Genomic DNA, 16,729 nt, shown 5'->3' on the forward strand with positions numbered 1-16,729 from the left:
GATTGCCTCGATTTCATTGGCCTGGCCTGAAGGTGACCGGCAGGCGCGGGGGCTTGGCGCCGGTCGGCGGTACCTGGAGGGTCTTCAGCGCGAAGGCCATGACCTGCTGGTAGATCGGGCCGCAGACCTGGCCGCCGAAGTAGCTGCCCTTGGTGGGATTCTGCACGGCGCAATAGACCGTGATGCGCGGTTTGTCCGCGGGGGCGAACCCGGCGAAGGACGCGGTGTAGCCGTGGTAGCGGCCGGTTTTGGGGTCCACCCGGTTGGAGGTGCCGGTCTTGCCGCCGACCCGGTAGCCGTCGATCTTCGCCTTCGCGCCGGTGCCCTCCTCGTCGTCGACCACCGACTCCAGCATGGTGGCGAGGGTCCGGGCCGTCTTCTGGCTGACCACCCGGGTCCTCGCGGGCTTGGGCGCCGGAGCGAAGCGGCCGTCGGGCCCGGTGCTGCCGCGGACGAGTGTGGGGGCGATCCGCTCGCCGCCGTTGGCGATGGTGGAGTAGACCGAGGCGGCCTGTACGGCGTTGAGGGACAGCCCCTGGCCGAAGGGGATCGTGTACTGCTGCGAGGTGTTCCAGGCCTGCGGCTGGGCCAGGATGCCGTCGGTCTCGCCCGGGAAGTCCAGCCCGGTCGGCCGGCCGATGCCGAATTTGCGCAGGTAGGAGTAGAGGACCCGGTTGGCCTCGGGCTGGGTCCGGCCGAGCTGGCCGGCCGCGAGGATGGTGCCGATGTTGCTGGACTTGGCGAGGACGCCGTTGAGCGTGAGGTGCCAGGTCTCGTGGTCGACGTCGTCGGCGAAGAGCCGGTCGCCGCGGTGCAGCCGGTTGGGGACGGTGACCCGGGTGGACGGGGTGGCGACCCCCTCCTCCAGTACGGCGGCCATCGACATCAGCTTGCTGGTGGAACCCGGCTCGAAGGCGTCGGACAGCGCGGCGTTGCCGAGCGCCTCCGGCTCGGCCCCGGCGATGTCGTTGGGGTCGAAGGCAGGGGCGTTGGCCAGGGCCAGGATCTCGCCGGTGCGGGTGTCCTGGACGACGACGTAGCCGCGGTCGGCCCCGGACTTCGCCACCTGTTCGGTGATGGCCTGCTGGGCCGCCCACTGGATGTCGCGGTCGAGGGTGAGCTCCATGTCGGCGCCCGGGACGGCGGGGTGTTCCTGGGTGGCGGCGGTGGGCACCCGGCGGCCGCCGGACTGGGCGTAGACCAGCTTGCCGTCCTTGCCGGCGAGCTGCTTGTCGAGGCGGGCCTCCAGGCCGCCGCCGCCCTTGCCGAGGCTGTTGACGAAGCCCAGGACGCCGGAGGCGAGGTCCTTGTTGGGGTAGACGCGCTTGCTGTGTTTGTCGGCGAAGATCCCGACCAGGACGTCGGGGCGGGGCGCGCTCTTGGGGGCGGCGGCCGCCCGGGCGTCGAGGGTCTTGCGGAGGTCCTTGATCCGCTTCCACACCTGGGGGGCCTGCTGCCGGGCGAGCAGCTCGTACCGGGAGCCGGGCCGGTCGAGCTTCTCGGTGAGCGCGGCCTTGTCGACGTGCAGGATCGGCGCGAGCAGCGCGGCGGCCCGCTGCGGGGCGTCGGGGATCTTGGTCTTGGCGGGCGCCAGCAGGCTGGGGTCGGCGGTGATGTCGTACGCGTCCACGGAGGTGGCCAGCGCGACGCCGTTCCGGTCCGTGAGGTCGCCGCGCTCGGCGGCCAGCTTGACCGGGACGTAGCGGTTCTCGTTGGCCCGGGCGGCGAACGCCCCGGCGTCCACGGCCTGCACCTGGAAGAGCCGTACGACGAAGACCAGCATGATCAGCGTCAGTCCGAGGGAGACCAGGCGGAGCCGGGGGCGCGGGCTGCCGAGGCGGAGCGCCTGGGGGCCGGAGCCGGGCCGGGCCGGGCCGGGGCGGCGGGCGGCCGGGCGGGGTGCGCCGGGCCGCTGCGCGGGGCGCCGGGCGGCGGGTGGGCGGCCGGTGCGGTTCTGGGGCTGACCGCCGCGCCGGGCGGGGCGCGGAACCCGGCGGGGGTCCCTGGGCTCGGTCATACCGCGGTCACCTGCCGGGGGTCGTCGGTGCGGGGGCGGGCGCGGAGCCGGAGGAGCGGGCGGTGGAGGCGGGGACGCGCGCGGGGGCGGATACCGGGGACGCGGCGGGTGCCGGGGCCGGGTGGCCCGGGGCGGCGCCCGCGGCCGGGGTGCTCTGCGGGCCGAGCGTCCCGGAGCCGGCCGGGACCGGTGGCGCGACGGACGGCGCGACGACCGGTGGGGTCGCAGGGACGCGCGGGGCGGCCGGCCCGCCCGCCGTGGTGGCGCGCAGGAGGGCGGCGGCGGACGGCTCGGCCGAGCTGCTCAGCGGCGCGCCGTCGGCACCGGCCACGCCGGGCTTGCCGCGGACCGTGCCGTCCGGGAGCAGGAAGGCCGGGGCGCCGCCGGGCACCATCCCGAGCCGCCGGGCGCGCCGCTCCAGGGCGCCCGGCGCGGAGTAGCCGTCCACCTCCTGCTGCAGCGCCTGCTGCTCGTCGGTCAGCTCGTCGGTCTTCTTCTCCAGCCTGCTCAGCTCGAACGACCCTTGATTGAGCGCGGAGTTGAGCAGCAGCAGGGTGATCAGCCCGGAGCCGAGGAGGACCACGATGAGCAGGACGAACGGGGTGCGGGCTGCGGTGCCGGGGGCGGCCGGGGTGGCCGGGAACAGCGCGGAGAGCCGTTTCGGCGCACCGCGCGGCCGCCCCTGGCCTCTCACGGGGTGCCCACAGAATGCCGGGCGTTCCTGCCGTCCTCGACGTTCTCGCGGATGCGCTCCGCGCCGCGCAGCCGGGCGGGGGCGGCCCGGCGGTTCTCGGCGATCTCCTCCTCCGTGGGGAGTTCGGCGCCGCGGGTGAGCAGCTTCAGCCGGGGCTGGTACTGCTCCGGCACGACCGGCAGGCCGGGCGGTGCGGTGCTGGCGGCGCCGGCCGCGAAGACCTGCTTGACCAGCCGGTCCTCCAGGGAGTGGTACGAGAGCACGGCGATCCGGCCGCCGACCGCGAGCGCGTCCACGGCGGCCGGGACGGCCCGCTCCACACAGGCGAGTTCGCCGTTGACCTCGATGCGCAGGGCCTGGAACGTGCGCTTGGCGGGGTTGCCGCCGGTGCGCTTGGCGGCCTGCGGGAGCGCGTCCCGGATCAGTTCGACCAGCCGCGCGCTGTTCGTGAAGGGCTCCTTGGCGCGCTCGCGGACGATGGCCGAGACGATGCGCTTGGCCTGCTTCTCCTCGCCGTAGGAGCGCAGGATCCGCACCAGCTCCCCGGGCGGGTAGGTGTTGAGGACCTCCGCCGCGCTGATGCCGGTCGTCTGGTCCATCCGCATGTCCAGCGGGGCGTCCTGGGCGTACGCGAAGCCGCGGCCGGCCTCGTCGAGCTGCATGGAGGAGACGCCGAGGTCGAAGAGCACGCCCTGGACCCGGGGGACGCCGAGCCGGTCGAGCACCTCGGGGAGCTCGTCGTAGACGGCGTGCACCAGGGTGGCGCGGTCGCCGTAGGGGGCGAGCCGTTCCCCGGCGAGCTTCAGGGCGGCCGGGTCGCGGTCGAGGGCGATCAGCCGGACCGCCGGGAAGGCCGTGAGCAGCGCCTCGCTGTGCCCTCCGAGGCCGAGGGTGCAGTCGACGACGACCGCACCGGGCTCGGCGAGCGCAGGGGCGAGCATGTCCAGACACCGCTGGAGCATGACGGGTACGTGGCGGGTATTACTCATGCGCCTTCCGATGGGGTGGGCGGCAGGTGGGTCCCCGGCCGCTGGCTGGGGGATGCCGCACGTACCGCTTGGTCCCCGCCCGCTCTGAAGGGGAAGTGGCCCTCCGGCGACGGGGAAGTGACGTCGGAAGCCCATGGGAGCGGGAGGAGGCCGAGCCGTACGTACGATGCGCGCACGCGAGGAATTCGGTATCCAAGGAGAGCGTCACGCCTCCCACTTCGCGCCACTTTAGTCCACCGGCTGCCCCGGTCAATCAACTGGTTCCGCGCGTCCCGCGACGGGTTCGCCGGGGCCGCCCCGGCGGGCTTTTCACCCGTGTGGCGGCTGCCCGACCGGAGCTGTGGATTACCTCACAAGGGGTGACGTTGCCCCCTATGCCCGGCCTCCCACGGGGCCGGAACGGTCGGTGACTATTACGGTGAACGCATGCCCATACCTGCATCGCAGCCGTCGTCCCCCTCCTCCGACAGTGCCGCCGTGCGCTCCGGCGGCACGGTCACCGACCGTCTGATCGAGGCCAACCAGCGCTATGCCGCCGCCTTCACCGATCCCGGCATGGACGCCCGGCCCGTCCTCAAGGTCGCCGTGGTGTCCTGCATGGACGCCCGGATCGACCTGCACGCCGCGCTCGGGCTGGAGCTCGGCGACTGCCACACCATCCGCAACGCCGGCGGTGTGGTCACCGACGACATCATCCGCTCCCTGACCATCAGCCAGCGGGCGCTCGGCACCCGCTCCGTCGTGCTCATCCACCACACCGGATGCGGTCTGCTCAATCTGACCGAGGACTTCCGCCACGACCTCGCGGCCGAGGTCGGCCAGCGCCCGACGTGGGCCGTCGAGGCGTTCAAGGACCTCGACGAGGACGTCCGGCAGTCCATGCAGCGGGTGCGCACCTCGCCCTTCCTGCTGCACACCGATGACGTGCGCGGCTTCGTCTTCGACGTCAAGACGGGTCTGCTGCGGGAGATCGACCCCCAGGACTGACCGTCCGGAGTGCGGGCCGGCCCGGTTTTCCGGGCCGGCCCGCGCCGGAAACGCCGGGTTCGCCCGGAACGCCGGGGCGCGGAGTTGTGAGTTATCCACAGGCCATGACGCCAGAGCGCGCGGGCGGCAAGAATGCGTAGGTGACGTCGTGCCGGCGGTGGCCGGACCCGGCGCGCATTTTCGGGGTGGGCCGGTTCCGTACAAGGGGGTGTCGGCCCGTGGCACAGGGCCGAGGAGGGCCGAGTGACGACGTATGACGAACGAGCGAGCCTCACCGATCTGACCACCACCGCGGAGCGGGTTCACCGGTCGGTGGAAGGCGTGATCGAGGGCAAGCCGGAGGTCGTACGGCTCGCGCTGACGGTGCTCCTGGCCGAGGGCCATCTGCTCATCGAGGACGTGCCCGGCGTCGGCAAGACCATGCTGGCCAAGGCGCTCGCCCGCTCCATCGACTGCTCGGTGCGGCGCATCCAGTTCACGCCCGATCTGCTGCCCTCGGACATCACCGGCGTCAGCATCTTCGACCAGCAGCAGCGCGACTTCGAGTTCAAGCCCGGCGCGATCTTCTCCCAGATCGTCATCGGCGACGAGATCAACCGCGCCTCCCCCAAGACCCAGTCCGCGCTCCTGGAGTCCATGGAGGAGCGCCAGGTCACGATGGACGGGCAGACCTATGAACTCCCCAGCCCGTTCATGGTCGTCGCCACCCAGAACCCGGTCGAGATGGAGGGCACCTACCCGCTGCCCGAGGCCCAGCGCGACCGCTTCATGGCCCGGGTGTCGATCGGCTACCCCAGCCCGGCCGCCGAGCTGCAGATGCTCGACGTGCACGGCGGCGCCTCCCCGCTCGACGACCTCCAGCCGGTGGCGCACGCCCACGAGATCATCAAGCTGATCGACGCGGTCCGCGAGGTCCATGTCGCCGAGGCCGTCCGGCGGTACGCCGTCGACCTGGTGTCCGCCACCCGCCATCACCCCGAGCTGCGGCTCGGCGCCTCGCCGCGGGCGACGCTGCATCTGGTGCGCGCCGCCAAGGCCACCGCGGCCCTCGCGGGGCGGGAGTACGCCCTGCCGGACGACGTCCAGTCACTGGCGGTCGCGGTGCTGGCGCACCGTCTGCTGCCCACCGCCCAGGCGCAGTTGAGCCGCAGATCGGCCGAACAGATCGTGCTGGAGATCCTCCAGCGCGTCCCGGTTCCCGAGCCGTCCGCGCAGCCGTGGCGGACGCACGGCCGGCAGCCGCCCGGGGTCCGGGGGTTGTGATGAGCGGAGGGGGGAGCGAGGGGACGCCCGAGCCGGGCGGGCTGCGGACGGCCCTCGGGGGGATGACGACGCGCGGCCGGTCGTTCCTGGCCGCCGGGGTGGCCGCCGCGGTGTGCTCGTACCTGCTGGGGCAGCCGGACCTGCTGCGGGTCGGGCTGCTGCTCGCCGCCCTGCCGCTGGTGTGCGTCCTGGTCCTGCACCGCACCCGCTACCGCGTCGCGGGCAGCCGTGCGCTCTCGCCCGCCCGGGTGCCGGCCGGCTCCGAGTCCCGGGTCCGGCTGCTGATGGAGAACGTCTCCCGGCTGCCGACCGGCGTGCTGATGCTGCAGGACCGGGTGCCGTACGTGCTGGGGCCCCGGCCGCGGTTCGTCCTGGACCGGGTCGAGGCCGGCGGCCGCCGGGAGGTCACCTACCGCGTCCGCTCGGACCTGCGCGGCCGCTATCCGCTCGGGCCGCTGCAGCTGCGGCTGTCCGACCCGTTCGGGATGTGCGAGCTCACCCGCTCCTTCCAGACCTTCGACACCCTGACGGTGGTGCCGCGGGTCGAGCCGCTGCCGGCCGTCCGGCTGGCCGGCGAGGCCGCGGGGTACGGCGACGGACGGCACCGCTCGCTGGCCCTGGCCGGCGAGGACGACGTCATCCCGCGCGGCTACCGCCACGGCGACGACCTGCGCCGCATCCACTGGCGGTCCACGGCGCGCCACGGCGAGCTGATGGTCCGCAGGGAGGAGCAGCCGCAGAAGGCGCGCTGCACGGTCCTGCTGGACACCCGCGACCTCGCCCACCCGGGAGGCGGACCGGACTCGGCCTTCGAATGGGCGGTGTCGGCCGCCGCCTCGACGGCGGTGCATCTGCTGGAGCGCGGTTTCGCGGTCCGGCTGCTGACCGACACCGGCAGCTCGGTACCGGGCCCGGACGGCACCGGCGGCTTCCCGGGGAGCGCCGGGTCCGCCGACACCGCCGGCCTGATGCTGGACACCCTCGCCGTGGTCGAGCACTCCGAGGAGGAGGGGCTGTCGGCGGCGTACGAGGTGCTGCGCGGCGGCAGCGAGGGGCTGCTGATCGCCTTCCTCGGCGACCTGGACACCGAACAGGCCGCGATCGCCGGGCAGATGCGCCGGCGCTGCGGGACGGCGATCGCGTTCGTGCTGGACGGCGACGCCTGGAGCCGTGGGCCCGGCGGCATACGGTTCGCCACCGGCCAGGTGCCGCTCGCCGAACGGCTGCGGCTGCTGCGGCGGGCGGGCTGGACGGCCCTTCCGGTGACGCCCGGGGACGCGCTCGCCGATCTGTGGCGGGCCGCCGCCGACCAGGCCGGGACGGCGGCGGACCAACTGGAGCCGGGGCCGGACGGGGCCGCGGAGACGGTGACGGGGGGACGGCCATGAACGGGAGCGTGCGGCCGGTGCGGGAGCACGACGCGTACGGGAACGGCTTCGCGACGCGAGGGGAGGCGGACGGATGAGCGGCCGGGCACGACTCGCGCTGTGTGCCGCGGTGGCCACCCTGTGCGCCGCCTGCGCACTGCTGCCGCTGGTGGATCCGATCAGCTGGATCTTCCAGGCGGCGATCCTGCTGGCGATCATGACCGGGGTGGGCGCGCTGGCCCGCCGGGCCCCGCTCGCCGGACCGCTGACGATCGCCGCCCAACTGCTGGTCCTGGTCCTGCTGCTGACCGTGCTCTTCGTGCCGGCCGACGCAGTGCTCGGTGTGCTGCCGGGCCCGGACGCGGTCGCGGAGTTCGGCCGGCTGCTGCGGAGCGGCGTGCAGGACGTCGGCCGGTACGCCATCCCCGCCCCGGTCACCCCCGGCATCCGGCTGCTGCTGGTCGCCGGGGTGCTGCTGATCGGCCTGGTCGTGGACGCCCTGGCGGTGACGTACCGCAGTGCCGCGCCCGCGGGCCTGCCGCTGCTCGCGCTCTACTCGGTCGCGGCGGGGCTGGCCCAGGGCGGTGCGGGCTGGTTGTGGTTCCTGATCGCGGCGGCGGGCTATCTGCTGCTCCTGCTGGCCGAGGGCCGCGACCGGCTCTCCCAGTGGGGCCGGGTCTTCGGTGCGGCGGGCCCGGGGCGGCCGGGCGACGGACCGGGTTCCGCGACCGGCGGCCCGGCCACCGCGCCGGTCCGGACGGGCCGGCGGATCGGCGCCCTGGTCCTCGGCATCGCCCTCGTGGTGCCCGCCGCGCTGCCCTCCCTCGGCGACGGGCTGCTCGGCCCCACCGGAAGCGGCCCGGGCCGCGGCGGCGGGGGCGGCACGATCTCCGCGGTCAATCCGCTGGTCTCGCTGCAGGACAGCCTCAACCAGCCCGAGGACCGGGAGGTCCTCAACTACCGCACCACCGCCGCCGATACCCGCGATCTGTATCTGCGGATCGTCGCCCTCGACCAGTTCGACGGCACCACCTGGAAGCCCTCCGAGCGCACCGTCACGGACGTGCCCGAACGGCTGCCGGAGCCGCCCGGCCTCAGTTCCGCGGTCGGCCGCGAGCGGATCAACACCTCCATCTCGACCGCCGGGTGGTATGCGCAGAACTGGCTGCCGCTCCCCTACCCCGCGTCCCGGGTGGACATCTCGGGCCGCTGGCGCTTCGAACCGCAGGGCCGCACGCTGGTCGGCGACCGCGGCCAGAACACCCGCGATCTGCAGTACCAGGTCGAGAGCCTCCAGCTGCGGCCCACCTCCCAGCAGCTGGCCGCCGCCCCCGCACCGCCCGGCGAGCTGCTGCGCGAGTACACCAAGGTGCCCGCCTCGCTGCCCCCGGTCGTCCGGTCCACCGCCCGCCAGATCACCCGGGGCGCCCCGACCGCCTACGCCAAGGCCGTCAAGCTCCAGGACTGGTTCGCGCTCTACGGCGGCTTCACGTACAACACCGAGGTCCGGGCCGGCAGCGGCGCCGAGGCGATAGCCCGGTTCCTGCGGCAGAAGGAGGGCTTCTGCGTCCACTTCTCGTTCTCGATGGCGGCGATGGCCCGCACGCTGGGTATCCCGGCCCGGGTCGCGGTCGGCTTCACCCCGGGGACGAAGCAGCCCGACGGCACGACCTCGGTCAGCCTCAAGGACGCGCACGCCTGGCCAGAGCTGTATTTCCAGGGCATCGGCTGGACCCGTTTCGAGCCCACGCCGAGCCGCGGCAGCATCCCGGACTACGCCTATCCCGACACCTCGGACACCACCGAGCCGGGCCGCCCGGACCCCGCGCCGGCCCGGCCCGCGCCGCCCACCGAGGGCCCCTCGGCGACCCCGTCGTGCGCCCCGGGTGAGCACCCGGCCGGCAGCGGAACGGCCTGTCTGACGCTGCCCGCGCAGTCCGGCGCCCGCCCGTCGGACGGCGGCCCGTCCCCCTGGGCGGTGGCCGCCCTCGGGCTGGTCGGGCTGCTCGTCCTGCTGCTGCCGCTGGTCCCGCTGCTGTGGCGGCTGCGGCTGCGCTCCCGGCGACTGGCGCCCACCGCCCCGGGCGGGAGCGGCACGACGGGCGCGGGCGGCACGACGGACCCCGGCGGGGCGGCGGCCGCGCTGGCGGCCTGGCAGGAGCTGCTGGACACCGCCTGGGACTTCGGGATCGTGCCGGACGAGTCGCTGACCCCGCGCAGGGCGGCCGCCCGGATCATTCGCGTCGGGGAATTGCAACCGGAGCCCGCCGACGCCGCACGCCGGGTCGCCGAGGCGGTCGAGCAGATCCTCTACGCCCCGCACCCGCGGCCGGTGGCCGGGCTGGGCGGCGACGTCCAGCGGGTGCTGGCCGGATTGCGGGCCGGGGCGCCCCGTGGGCTGCGGCTGCGGGCACTGTTCGCCCCGCGCTCCGCCGCCCGCCTCCACCGCGCCGCCGCGGCCCGCTGGGCCGCCCTGCGCCTCCGCTGCCGCACGAGCCGCCCAGTGACCGCGATACGGCGAGCGACGACCGCTCTCCGGCGGCGGCAGCGGGCGTAGGGCGCTGGGGGCGCAGGGGCGTCTGGGGCGGCTGGGGCGCAGGGCGCGTCCGGAGCGTGGGGTGCGTCCAGGAGGCCAGGGCATGAGGCGCGCGCCTGTCGAGTGGGGTCGGTGGCGTCGAATGGGCACGGCGGCGTCGAGTGGGCCCGGGCGGCGTCGTGCGGCGGGCCGCGACGTCTGGAAGAGCCAAGGGGCTCGGCGGGGCTACGACGTCCGGCGAGGCCGCGGCGCCCGGCTGGGCCGCAGCGCCCGGCGGGACCCCGACGCTCGGCAGGGCCCCGACGCCCGGCATGGCGGCGACGCCCGGCATGGCGGCGACGCCCGGCGCGGCCGCGTCCCCGCCTGGCTCGACTCGGCCCGCAGCACAACGTGCCGGCGGTAGCAAAACGTGCTCACGGCAGCAGAACGTGCTGTGGCCGCCCGAAGGAATCGGGCGGCCACAGCACGGAGGACCGGGGACGCGGCGACGGCGCGTCAGGGGGAGGACGTTCGGAGCGGGATCAGTGGCCCTGCTGCTCGTCGCGGCGGCGCTGCCAGCGGTCCTCGATGCGGTTCATCATGGAGCGTCGCGGCCGGGCCTGACGCCGCGCCGGGCCCTCGGCGCCGGCGCGCTGTTCACCGGGCTTGGGCGCCTTGCGCCACCCGGTGACCGCCAACACGGCACAGCCGAGCATGACGAGGAATCCGACCACGCTGATCCAGATCTGCTGCGCGACCATGCCGGCCATGAGCAGGGCGATACCCACCAGGAAGCCCGCGACCGCTTGGTAGACCCGTCGCCGGGTGTACGTACGCAGCCCGCTTCCCTCAAGCGCTGTCGCGAACTTGGGATCTTCGGCGTACAGCGCTCGCTCCATTTGCTCGAGCATGCGCTGCTCGTGCTCCGAGAGCGGCACGGAGTCCTCCTACTCGTCGGTCGCGGGGGGCGACCGGGGTGCGACCCTTTCAGGATAGGCAGGGAATCGCCCCCGTGAAACCCGCCCCTCGACGCCAGTTCACTGTCCGGGCCGCCGTGGCGGCCGGTGGTGATGCTGCCTGCATTCCCCACCCGCCTGTCCGTCATGCCGGAACGTCGTACACCGATCATACGGGGCGAAGGGGCTGATCGGGTGGCCTGTGGCCGACTGCACGCGGCCGGCCGGGCCCGCTCCCCGGGTCAGTCGCGCTCGGCGAGGACGTGCAGCTGGGTCGCGACCGCGTGGAAGGCGGGCTGCTCGGCGGCGGCCGCCTCCAGCTTCAGCAGGGCGTCCATGGCCCCCGGCTCGGTGTCGACGAGTACGCCCGGGACCAGGTCGGCGAAGACCCGGACGCCGTGCACCGCGCCGACCTGCAGACCGGTGGCGGAGACCAGGCCGGTGAGCTGTTCGGCGGTGAACCGGCGGGGCATCGGGTCGCCCTCGCCCCAGCGGCCGGCCGGGTCGGTGAGGGCCTGGTGGGCCTCGGTGAAGTGGCCGGCCAGGGCGCGGGCGAGCACGGCGCCGCCGAGGCCGGCCGCGAGCAGGCTGAGGGTGCCGGCCGGGCGCAGCGCGTCGACGGCGTTGCGGATGCCCTCGGCCGGGTCGTCGACGTACTCCAGCACGCCATGGCAGAGCACGGTGTCGTAGCCGCCGCGCTCGACGACGTCGAACAGGCCGTGGGCGTCGCCCTGGACGGCCCGGATCCGGTCGGCGACGCCGGCCTCCGCGGCCCGGCGCTCCAGGGCGAAGAGGGCGTTGGGGCTGGGGTCGACGACCGTGACGCGGTGGCCGAGACGGGCGACCGGCACGGCGAAGTTGCCGGTGCCGCCGCCGGTGTCGAGGACGTCCAGGGCGTCGCGCCCGGCCGCCTTGACCCGGCGCTCCAGGGCGTCCTTCAGGACGTCCCAGACCACGGCGGTACGAAGGGATGCGCGCGGGCGCAGCGGGTCAGACACGGCGGGTGGCTCCTCGGCGGGGGCATGAACATCCAGTCGTCCACCACCCTATTCCGTCCCGCGCCGTCCGCCGCCCACGGAGCCCCACGGCGCCCCAGGGAGCGGGTGCCGACCTGCTCGTCCCGCCCCGCCGGGGCCCCGCGGCCGTTCCGTGACGGCCCCACCGCGGAGCCCGCCGCCCCGGAGCCCCGGGCCCGCCGGCGGGCGTCCGCTCGCTCCGCCGGCGAAGTCCGGCGCTTCCCCCTCGGCTACCCCCTCACCCCGCCCGCTGGGGCGGCAGCGGTGGCTGGAGGAGCAGCATCCGTTCGACCAGGCGCAGGAACATGGCGACGTCCCGCAGGAGGTCGTCGGCGTCCCGGGTGCTGGCCGCGCCGGCTATCCCGGCCTCGGCCCGGGCCCGGCGGGCGGCGCCGGAGGCGAACAGGGCGCTCCACTCGGCGAGTTCGGGCGCGACCTCGGGGAGGAGGTCCCAGGCGCTGCGGATGCTTTCGCGGCGGCTGCGCCGCGGGGCGGCCCCTGGTTTGCGGCGTAGGGTGGGCTCCGGACGGGCGCGCACGGCGAGGACCGCGGCGGCGGTGCGCAGCGCGGCCAGATGGGCGGTGGCGAACCGCTCGTTGGGGGCTTCCAGGGTCCGCGCTTCTTCGAGGCCCTGCTGGGCCTGGGCGAGCAGGGCCAGGGCGGCGGGTGGCGCGGCCGCCCGGCGCAGGACGGGGTGGACATCGCTCGGGGGACCGTACGCAGCGGAACTGGCCCCGTGGGGACGAGCTGCCATGACGAACCTCCTGTCGTCACATGCCGGTTCGGGACCGAACGCTGATTCGGCCCGTCTGACCCCATCGTGCGGCACACCACTGACAATCGACCCTGACCTGCGCTTTCACCGGATAGTCGGCGAATTTCGCGCGGCGGGGCAGGTCGGGCGGTGCCCGGCTCCCGACGCGGCGCGACGCACGGCGCCCGAGCCGATTCACCGGACCCCCTTGCGGAACACGGGGTGGGATGCGGCATACTTTTTGCACTGACCAGTCAGTACAAGGGAGGGGATCGTGGACAGCACCCCGCACGGGGCGGCGGTCACGGCCGAGCGGTTCGGGGTCAAGGGCCCCCGCGGCTGGGCGTTCCGGAACGTCGACATCACGGCCGGACCCGGCTCGCTGATCGCCGTACAGGGCCCGTCGGGCTCGGGCCGTACGTGCCTGCTGCTCGCGCTCACCGGCCGGATGAAGTCCGCCGAGGGCACCGCCGGGATCGGCGGGCTGGCGCTGCCCAAGAAGAAGGCCGCCGTCCGGTCGGTCACCGCACTCGCGCATGTGCCCGGGATCGCCGATCTCGAACCTGCCCTGACCGTAGGTGAGCACCTGCGCGAACGCGCCCTGTTGCAGGGCCGGTTCGGCGGTTCGCCGCGCGCCCTGCTGCGGCCGCGCCGGGAGCGCCGGGCCGAGGCCCGCGCCCTGGTGGACGACGCCCTGGCGGCGGCCGGCCACGACCTCGCGACGCTGCCCAAGGGGATCCGCACGTCGGTGCGCGACCTGGAGCGGCTGGAGGCGCTGCGGCTCTCCGTGGCGCTCGCGATGATCGGCCGGCCACGACTGCTGGCCGTCGACGACACCGACCTGAAGCTGTCCGACGAGGAGCGCACCGCCGCCTGGGCGATGCTGCGCGGTATCGCCGCGGCCGGCACGACCGTCCTCGCGGTGTGCAGCGAGCCGCCCGGGGACGGCGAGGACGTGGTGCTCGTCCGGACCGGCAACCGCCCGGAACAGACCGGCGGGCAGGGCTCCGCGGACGGGCCGGAGGAGCCGCCTGCCGGGGACGGCACGGCCCCCGCGGACGGCGGCGACGACGACACCAAGGACGACGAGGAGGGGGCGGCCGATGCGCTCGCCGAAGCTGGCCGCGCTTGAGCTGAAGCGGTTCGGGAGGGGGAAGCTGCCGCGCGCCGCACTGGCCGCGCTGCTGCTCCTGCCGCTGTTGTACGGCGCGCTCTACCTGTGGTCCTTCTGGGACCCGTACGGGCGGCTGGACAAGATACCGGTCGCGCTGGTCAACGAGGACAGGGGCGCCGAGGCCGGCGGGAAGCACATCTCGGCGGGCGACAGCATCGTCGACGGCCTCGCGGACAGCCACACCTTCGACTGGCACCCGGTGGGCGCCGCGGAGGCCGCCCGGGGCGTCGAGGACGGCACGTACTACCTGTCGCTGTCCATCCCGAAGGACTTCAGCCGGCGGATCGCCTCCAGTTCGGGTGACCACCCGGAGACCGGCGCCCTGAAGGTGCGCACGAACGACGCGAACAACTACATCGTCGGGCAGATCTCCCGGACGGTGTTCTCCGAGGTGCGCGCGGCGGCCTCGGCGAAGTCGTCGCGCACCTTCCTCGACAAGATCTTCGTCTCGTTCTCGACGCTGCACGGCAAGACCGAGCAGGCCGCGGACGGTGCCGACCGGCTCAAGGACGGCATCGGGCAGGCCGAGGACGGCGCCGGCAAGCTGGCCGACGGTCTGGGCAGCGCCAAGAACGGCAGCGGCAGGCTCGTCACCGGGCTCGGTGACCTGAACGCGGGCGCCGGGCGGCTCTCCCAGGGGAGCGGCGACCTCGCCCGCGGCGCCGGTACGGCCGCCGACGGCTCGCGCCAACTGGCCGACGGCGCCGGGCAGGTGGCCGACGGGACCCAGCAACTGGCCGACACCGTCAACGGCGTCGTCGGCAAGGTGGGGCCCTTCATCCGGGCGCACGGCAAGGAGATCGGCGAGGCCGCCCAGCTCGTCGCGGACGGCTCGCAGGCGGTCCACGACAACTTGGACAGGCTGCCCGCGGCGGCCTCCATGGGGGCCAAGCTCTCCCGGGGCATCTCCGACCACCTCGCCACCTACTACCGGCTGCGCTGCGAGAGCGGGGTCACCCTCGACACCTCCTGCGCCGAGCTGAAGCGGATCAAGGACCAGGCGGCGACCGCGGCGGACAAGGCCGAGGAGGTCAGCGGCTACGTCCACGACCAGAAGAACCTCGACCGGCTGGGCCGGGACCTGGACACCCTGCACTCCCTGGCGAGCGAGCTGGCGAAGCGCGGCCCCACCCTGGGCGCCGACATGGACGCCGCGGTCAAGAAGATCAACGACCTCAACGACGGCGCGCACAAGGTGTCCACGGGCGCCCGCAAGCTGGCCGCGGGCAATGCGAAGCTGGCCGCCGGCGCCGACCGGCTGAACGACGGCGCGCACCAACTGCACGACGGCACGGGCCGGGCCGCGGACGGGATGCACGACCTCGACTCCGGGGTGGGCAAGCTCAAGGACGGCGCGCAAACCCTGGACGGCGGCATGTTCAAGCTCTCCGACGGCTCGCAGAAGCTGGCCGGCGGGCTGCACGACGGGGCGAAGCGGATCCCCGACTACGGCAAGAAGGAGCGCGACGCCCGCACCCTGGTGATGTCCGACCCGGTGCAGCTGGCCTCCGACGCCGCCCACAAGGCGCCCAACTACGGCACCGGTTTCGCGCCGTACTTCATCCCGCTGTCGCTGTGGGTCGGCGCCATGGTGGCGTACATGCTGATCCAGCCGCTCAACAGGCGGGCGCTGGCGATGGGCGCCTCCTCCTGGCGGGTGGCGGTCTCCGGCTGGCTGCCGGTGGTCGGCGTGGGTGTGCTGCAGACCGCGGCCCTGATGGCCGTACTGCACTTCGGGCTCGGCCTGCAGATGGCCAGGGCGGCCGGCACGCTCGGCTTCCTGGTGCTGGTCACGGCCTGTTTCTCGGCGATCGTGCAGTGGCTGAACGCCCAGTTCGGACCGGCCGGCCGGATCCTGGTGCTGGCGCTGCTGATGCTCCAGCTGACCTCGGCGGGCGGCACGTACCCGGTGCAGACCAGCCCGGGCTTCTTCGGCGCCATCCACCCGTATCTGCCGATGAGTTACATCGTGGAGGGGCTGCGCCGGCTCATCACCGGCGGCGACCTCGCGCCCGTATGGCAGGGCGGTGCGGTGCTGGCGGCCTTCACCGTCGGCGCGCTGCTACTGACCTCGCTGACCGCCCGTGGCCGCCAGGTGATACGGATGAAGGACCTCCACCCGGAGCTGAGCCTGTGAACACACACACCCCGGAGCGCGGCACAATCGCCCCCATGGACAGCTCCAACACTCGCCGCGACGCCACCCGGCGCAAGCTCTTCGAAGCCGCGGTCACACTCATCGCCGAACAGGGCTTCTCCTCCACCACGGTGGACGAGATCGCCGAGCGGGCGGGAGTCGCGAAGGGCACGGTCTACTACAACTTCGCGAGCAAGAACGTTCTCTTCGAGGAGCTGCTGCGGCACGGCATAGAGCTGCTGGCGACCTCCTTGCAGGCGGCGGCCGACGAGGTCGCCGACCGGGGCGGCAGCCGGATCGACGCGCTGGACGCGATGATCCGGGCCGGCCTGGACTTCATCTCCCGTTACCCGGCGCTCACCCAGCTCTACGTCGCCGAACTGTGGCGCACCAACCGCGCCTGGCAGTCGACGCTGATGGTGGTGCGCGAGCGGGCCATCACGGTCGTGGAGAACGTGCTGCGCGAGGCGGTCGCCCAGGAGGAGTTGAGCGAGGAGATCGACATCCCGCTGACCGCCTCGGCACTGTTCGGGATGGTCCTGGTGGCGGCCCTGGACTGGCAGTCGTACCAGCCGGACCGGTCGCTCGACGAGGTGCACGCGGCGCTGTCGCGGCTGCTCCAGGGCCGGGTCACCGGCCGTCCCGCGTAAGGCCGGTGGGCGCAGAGGCGGCGTGACCGCGGACCGGCCGCGGAAAGAGACGAGTGCGCGCCGTATTGGTCAGGTACGGCGCGCACCCCTTTGTGTTCCCCCGCGGGCCCGCACCGGAGAGTGCGCCGCCCTGGCGCGGATCGTTCCCCCGCCGATCCGACCAGGGTGGCGTTTCCCCCGTGCTCCCCCGTGGAGCCCCCGTACTCCCCC

The 16,729-nt window shown here is 74.2% G+C and carries 13 protein-coding genes; 7 read left to right on the forward strand and 6 right to left on the reverse strand.

Annotated features, from left to right (window positions below; translation table 11 throughout):
• Positions 1-13: 13 nt before the first annotated feature.
• The 3 genes from V2J85_RS32530 to rsmH are packed head-to-tail and all read right to left on the reverse strand — an operon-like array spanning position 14 to position 3,700.
• Positions 14-2,017: a peptidoglycan D,D-transpeptidase FtsI family protein gene (locus V2J85_RS32530; RefSeq protein ID WP_330823596.1), complete on the reverse strand. Its 2,004-nt coding sequence runs from the start codon at positions 2,015-2,017 to the stop codon at positions 14-16.
• A gap of 7 nt (positions 2,018-2,024) precedes the next feature.
• Positions 2,025-2,711, reverse strand: coding sequence for a cell division protein FtsL (ftsL, locus tag V2J85_RS32535; RefSeq protein WP_330823597.1), 687 nt, complete (start codon positions 2,709-2,711; stop codon positions 2,025-2,027).
• On the reverse strand, positions 2,708-3,700 hold the full coding sequence (gene rsmH, locus V2J85_RS32540) for a 16S rRNA (cytosine(1402)-N(4))-methyltransferase RsmH (protein WP_261952007.1): 993 nt from the start codon (positions 3,698-3,700) through the stop codon (positions 2,708-2,710). Before rsmH ends, ftsL begins: the two co-directional genes overlap by 4 nt.
• A gap of 426 nt (positions 3,701-4,126) precedes the next feature.
• Between rsmH and V2J85_RS32545 the strand changes: the two genes are divergently transcribed.
• From V2J85_RS32545 to V2J85_RS32560, 4 genes are all read left to right on the forward strand, one after another.
• Positions 4,127-4,687, forward strand: a complete 561-nt coding sequence (locus tag V2J85_RS32545) for a beta-class carbonic anhydrase (protein WP_261952006.1) — start codon at positions 4,127-4,129, stop codon at positions 4,685-4,687.
• A 243-nt stretch (positions 4,688-4,930) separates the two neighbouring features.
• Positions 4,931-5,950 carry an AAA family ATPase gene (locus tag V2J85_RS32550; protein WP_261952005.1) on the forward strand — a complete coding sequence of 340 codons (1,020 nt, stop codon included), beginning with the start codon at positions 4,931-4,933 and terminating at the stop codon, positions 5,948-5,950.
• The gene (locus V2J85_RS32555; RefSeq protein WP_330823598.1) at positions 5,950-7,338 is read left to right on the forward strand and encodes a DUF58 domain-containing protein; all 1,389 of its coding nucleotides are present in this window, start codon (positions 5,950-5,952) and stop codon (positions 7,336-7,338) included. Before V2J85_RS32550 ends, V2J85_RS32555 begins: the two co-directional genes overlap by 1 nt.
• Before the next feature lie 73 nt (positions 7,339-7,411).
• The gene (locus V2J85_RS32560; RefSeq protein WP_330823599.1) at positions 7,412-9,874 is read left to right on the forward strand and encodes a transglutaminase TgpA family protein; all 2,463 of its coding nucleotides are present in this window, start codon (positions 7,412-7,414) and stop codon (positions 9,872-9,874) included.
• A 500-nt stretch (positions 9,875-10,374) separates the two neighbouring features.
• On the opposite strand, the gene V2J85_RS32565 is transcribed toward V2J85_RS32560, so the two are convergent.
• The 3 genes from V2J85_RS32565 to V2J85_RS32575 all read right to left on the reverse strand — a co-directional run bounded on the left by V2J85_RS32565 (position 10,375) and on the right by V2J85_RS32575 (position 12,558).
• A complete protein-coding gene (locus V2J85_RS32565) occupies positions 10,375-10,770 on the reverse strand; it encodes a DUF3040 domain-containing protein (RefSeq protein ID WP_030415502.1) in 396 nt (131 codons plus the stop codon).
• A gap of 260 nt (positions 10,771-11,030) precedes the next feature.
• Entirely contained in the window at positions 11,031-11,786 is a 756-nt protein-coding gene (locus V2J85_RS32570) for a methyltransferase (protein ID WP_261952002.1), read from the reverse strand.
• Between the two features lie 256 nt (positions 11,787-12,042).
• A complete protein-coding gene (locus tag V2J85_RS32575; protein WP_261952001.1) occupies positions 12,043-12,558 on the reverse strand; it encodes an SAV_6107 family HEPN domain-containing protein in 516 nt (171 codons plus the stop codon).
• A 274-nt stretch (positions 12,559-12,832) separates the two neighbouring features.
• On the opposite strand from V2J85_RS32575, the gene V2J85_RS32580 reads away from it, so the two are divergent.
• Genes V2J85_RS32580 through V2J85_RS32590 form a run of 3 tightly spaced genes read left to right on the forward strand, consistent with a single transcriptional unit; the run spans position 12,833 to position 16,519 of the window.
• Positions 12,833-13,690 (forward strand): ATP-binding cassette domain-containing protein, encoded by an 858-nt coding sequence (locus V2J85_RS32580; protein WP_330823600.1) that lies wholly within the window; start codon positions 12,833-12,835, stop codon positions 13,688-13,690.
• Positions 13,662-15,869 carry a YhgE/Pip domain-containing protein gene (locus V2J85_RS32585; protein WP_261951999.1) on the forward strand — a complete coding sequence of 736 codons (2,208 nt, stop codon included), beginning with the start codon at positions 13,662-13,664 and terminating at the stop codon, positions 15,867-15,869. The genes V2J85_RS32580 and V2J85_RS32585 overlap by 29 nt, the downstream gene beginning before the upstream one ends.
• A 35-nt stretch (positions 15,870-15,904) precedes the next feature.
• Positions 15,905-16,519, forward strand: coding sequence for a TetR/AcrR family transcriptional regulator (locus V2J85_RS32590; protein WP_261951998.1), 615 nt, complete (start codon positions 15,905-15,907; stop codon positions 16,517-16,519).
• Positions 16,520-16,729: the final 210 nt, after the last annotated feature.

It is taken from the genome of Streptomyces bugieae, from assembly GCF_036352915.1.
GTDB classification, from domain to species: domain Bacteria; phylum Actinomycetota; class Actinomycetes; order Streptomycetales; family Streptomycetaceae; genus Streptomyces; species Streptomyces endophytica.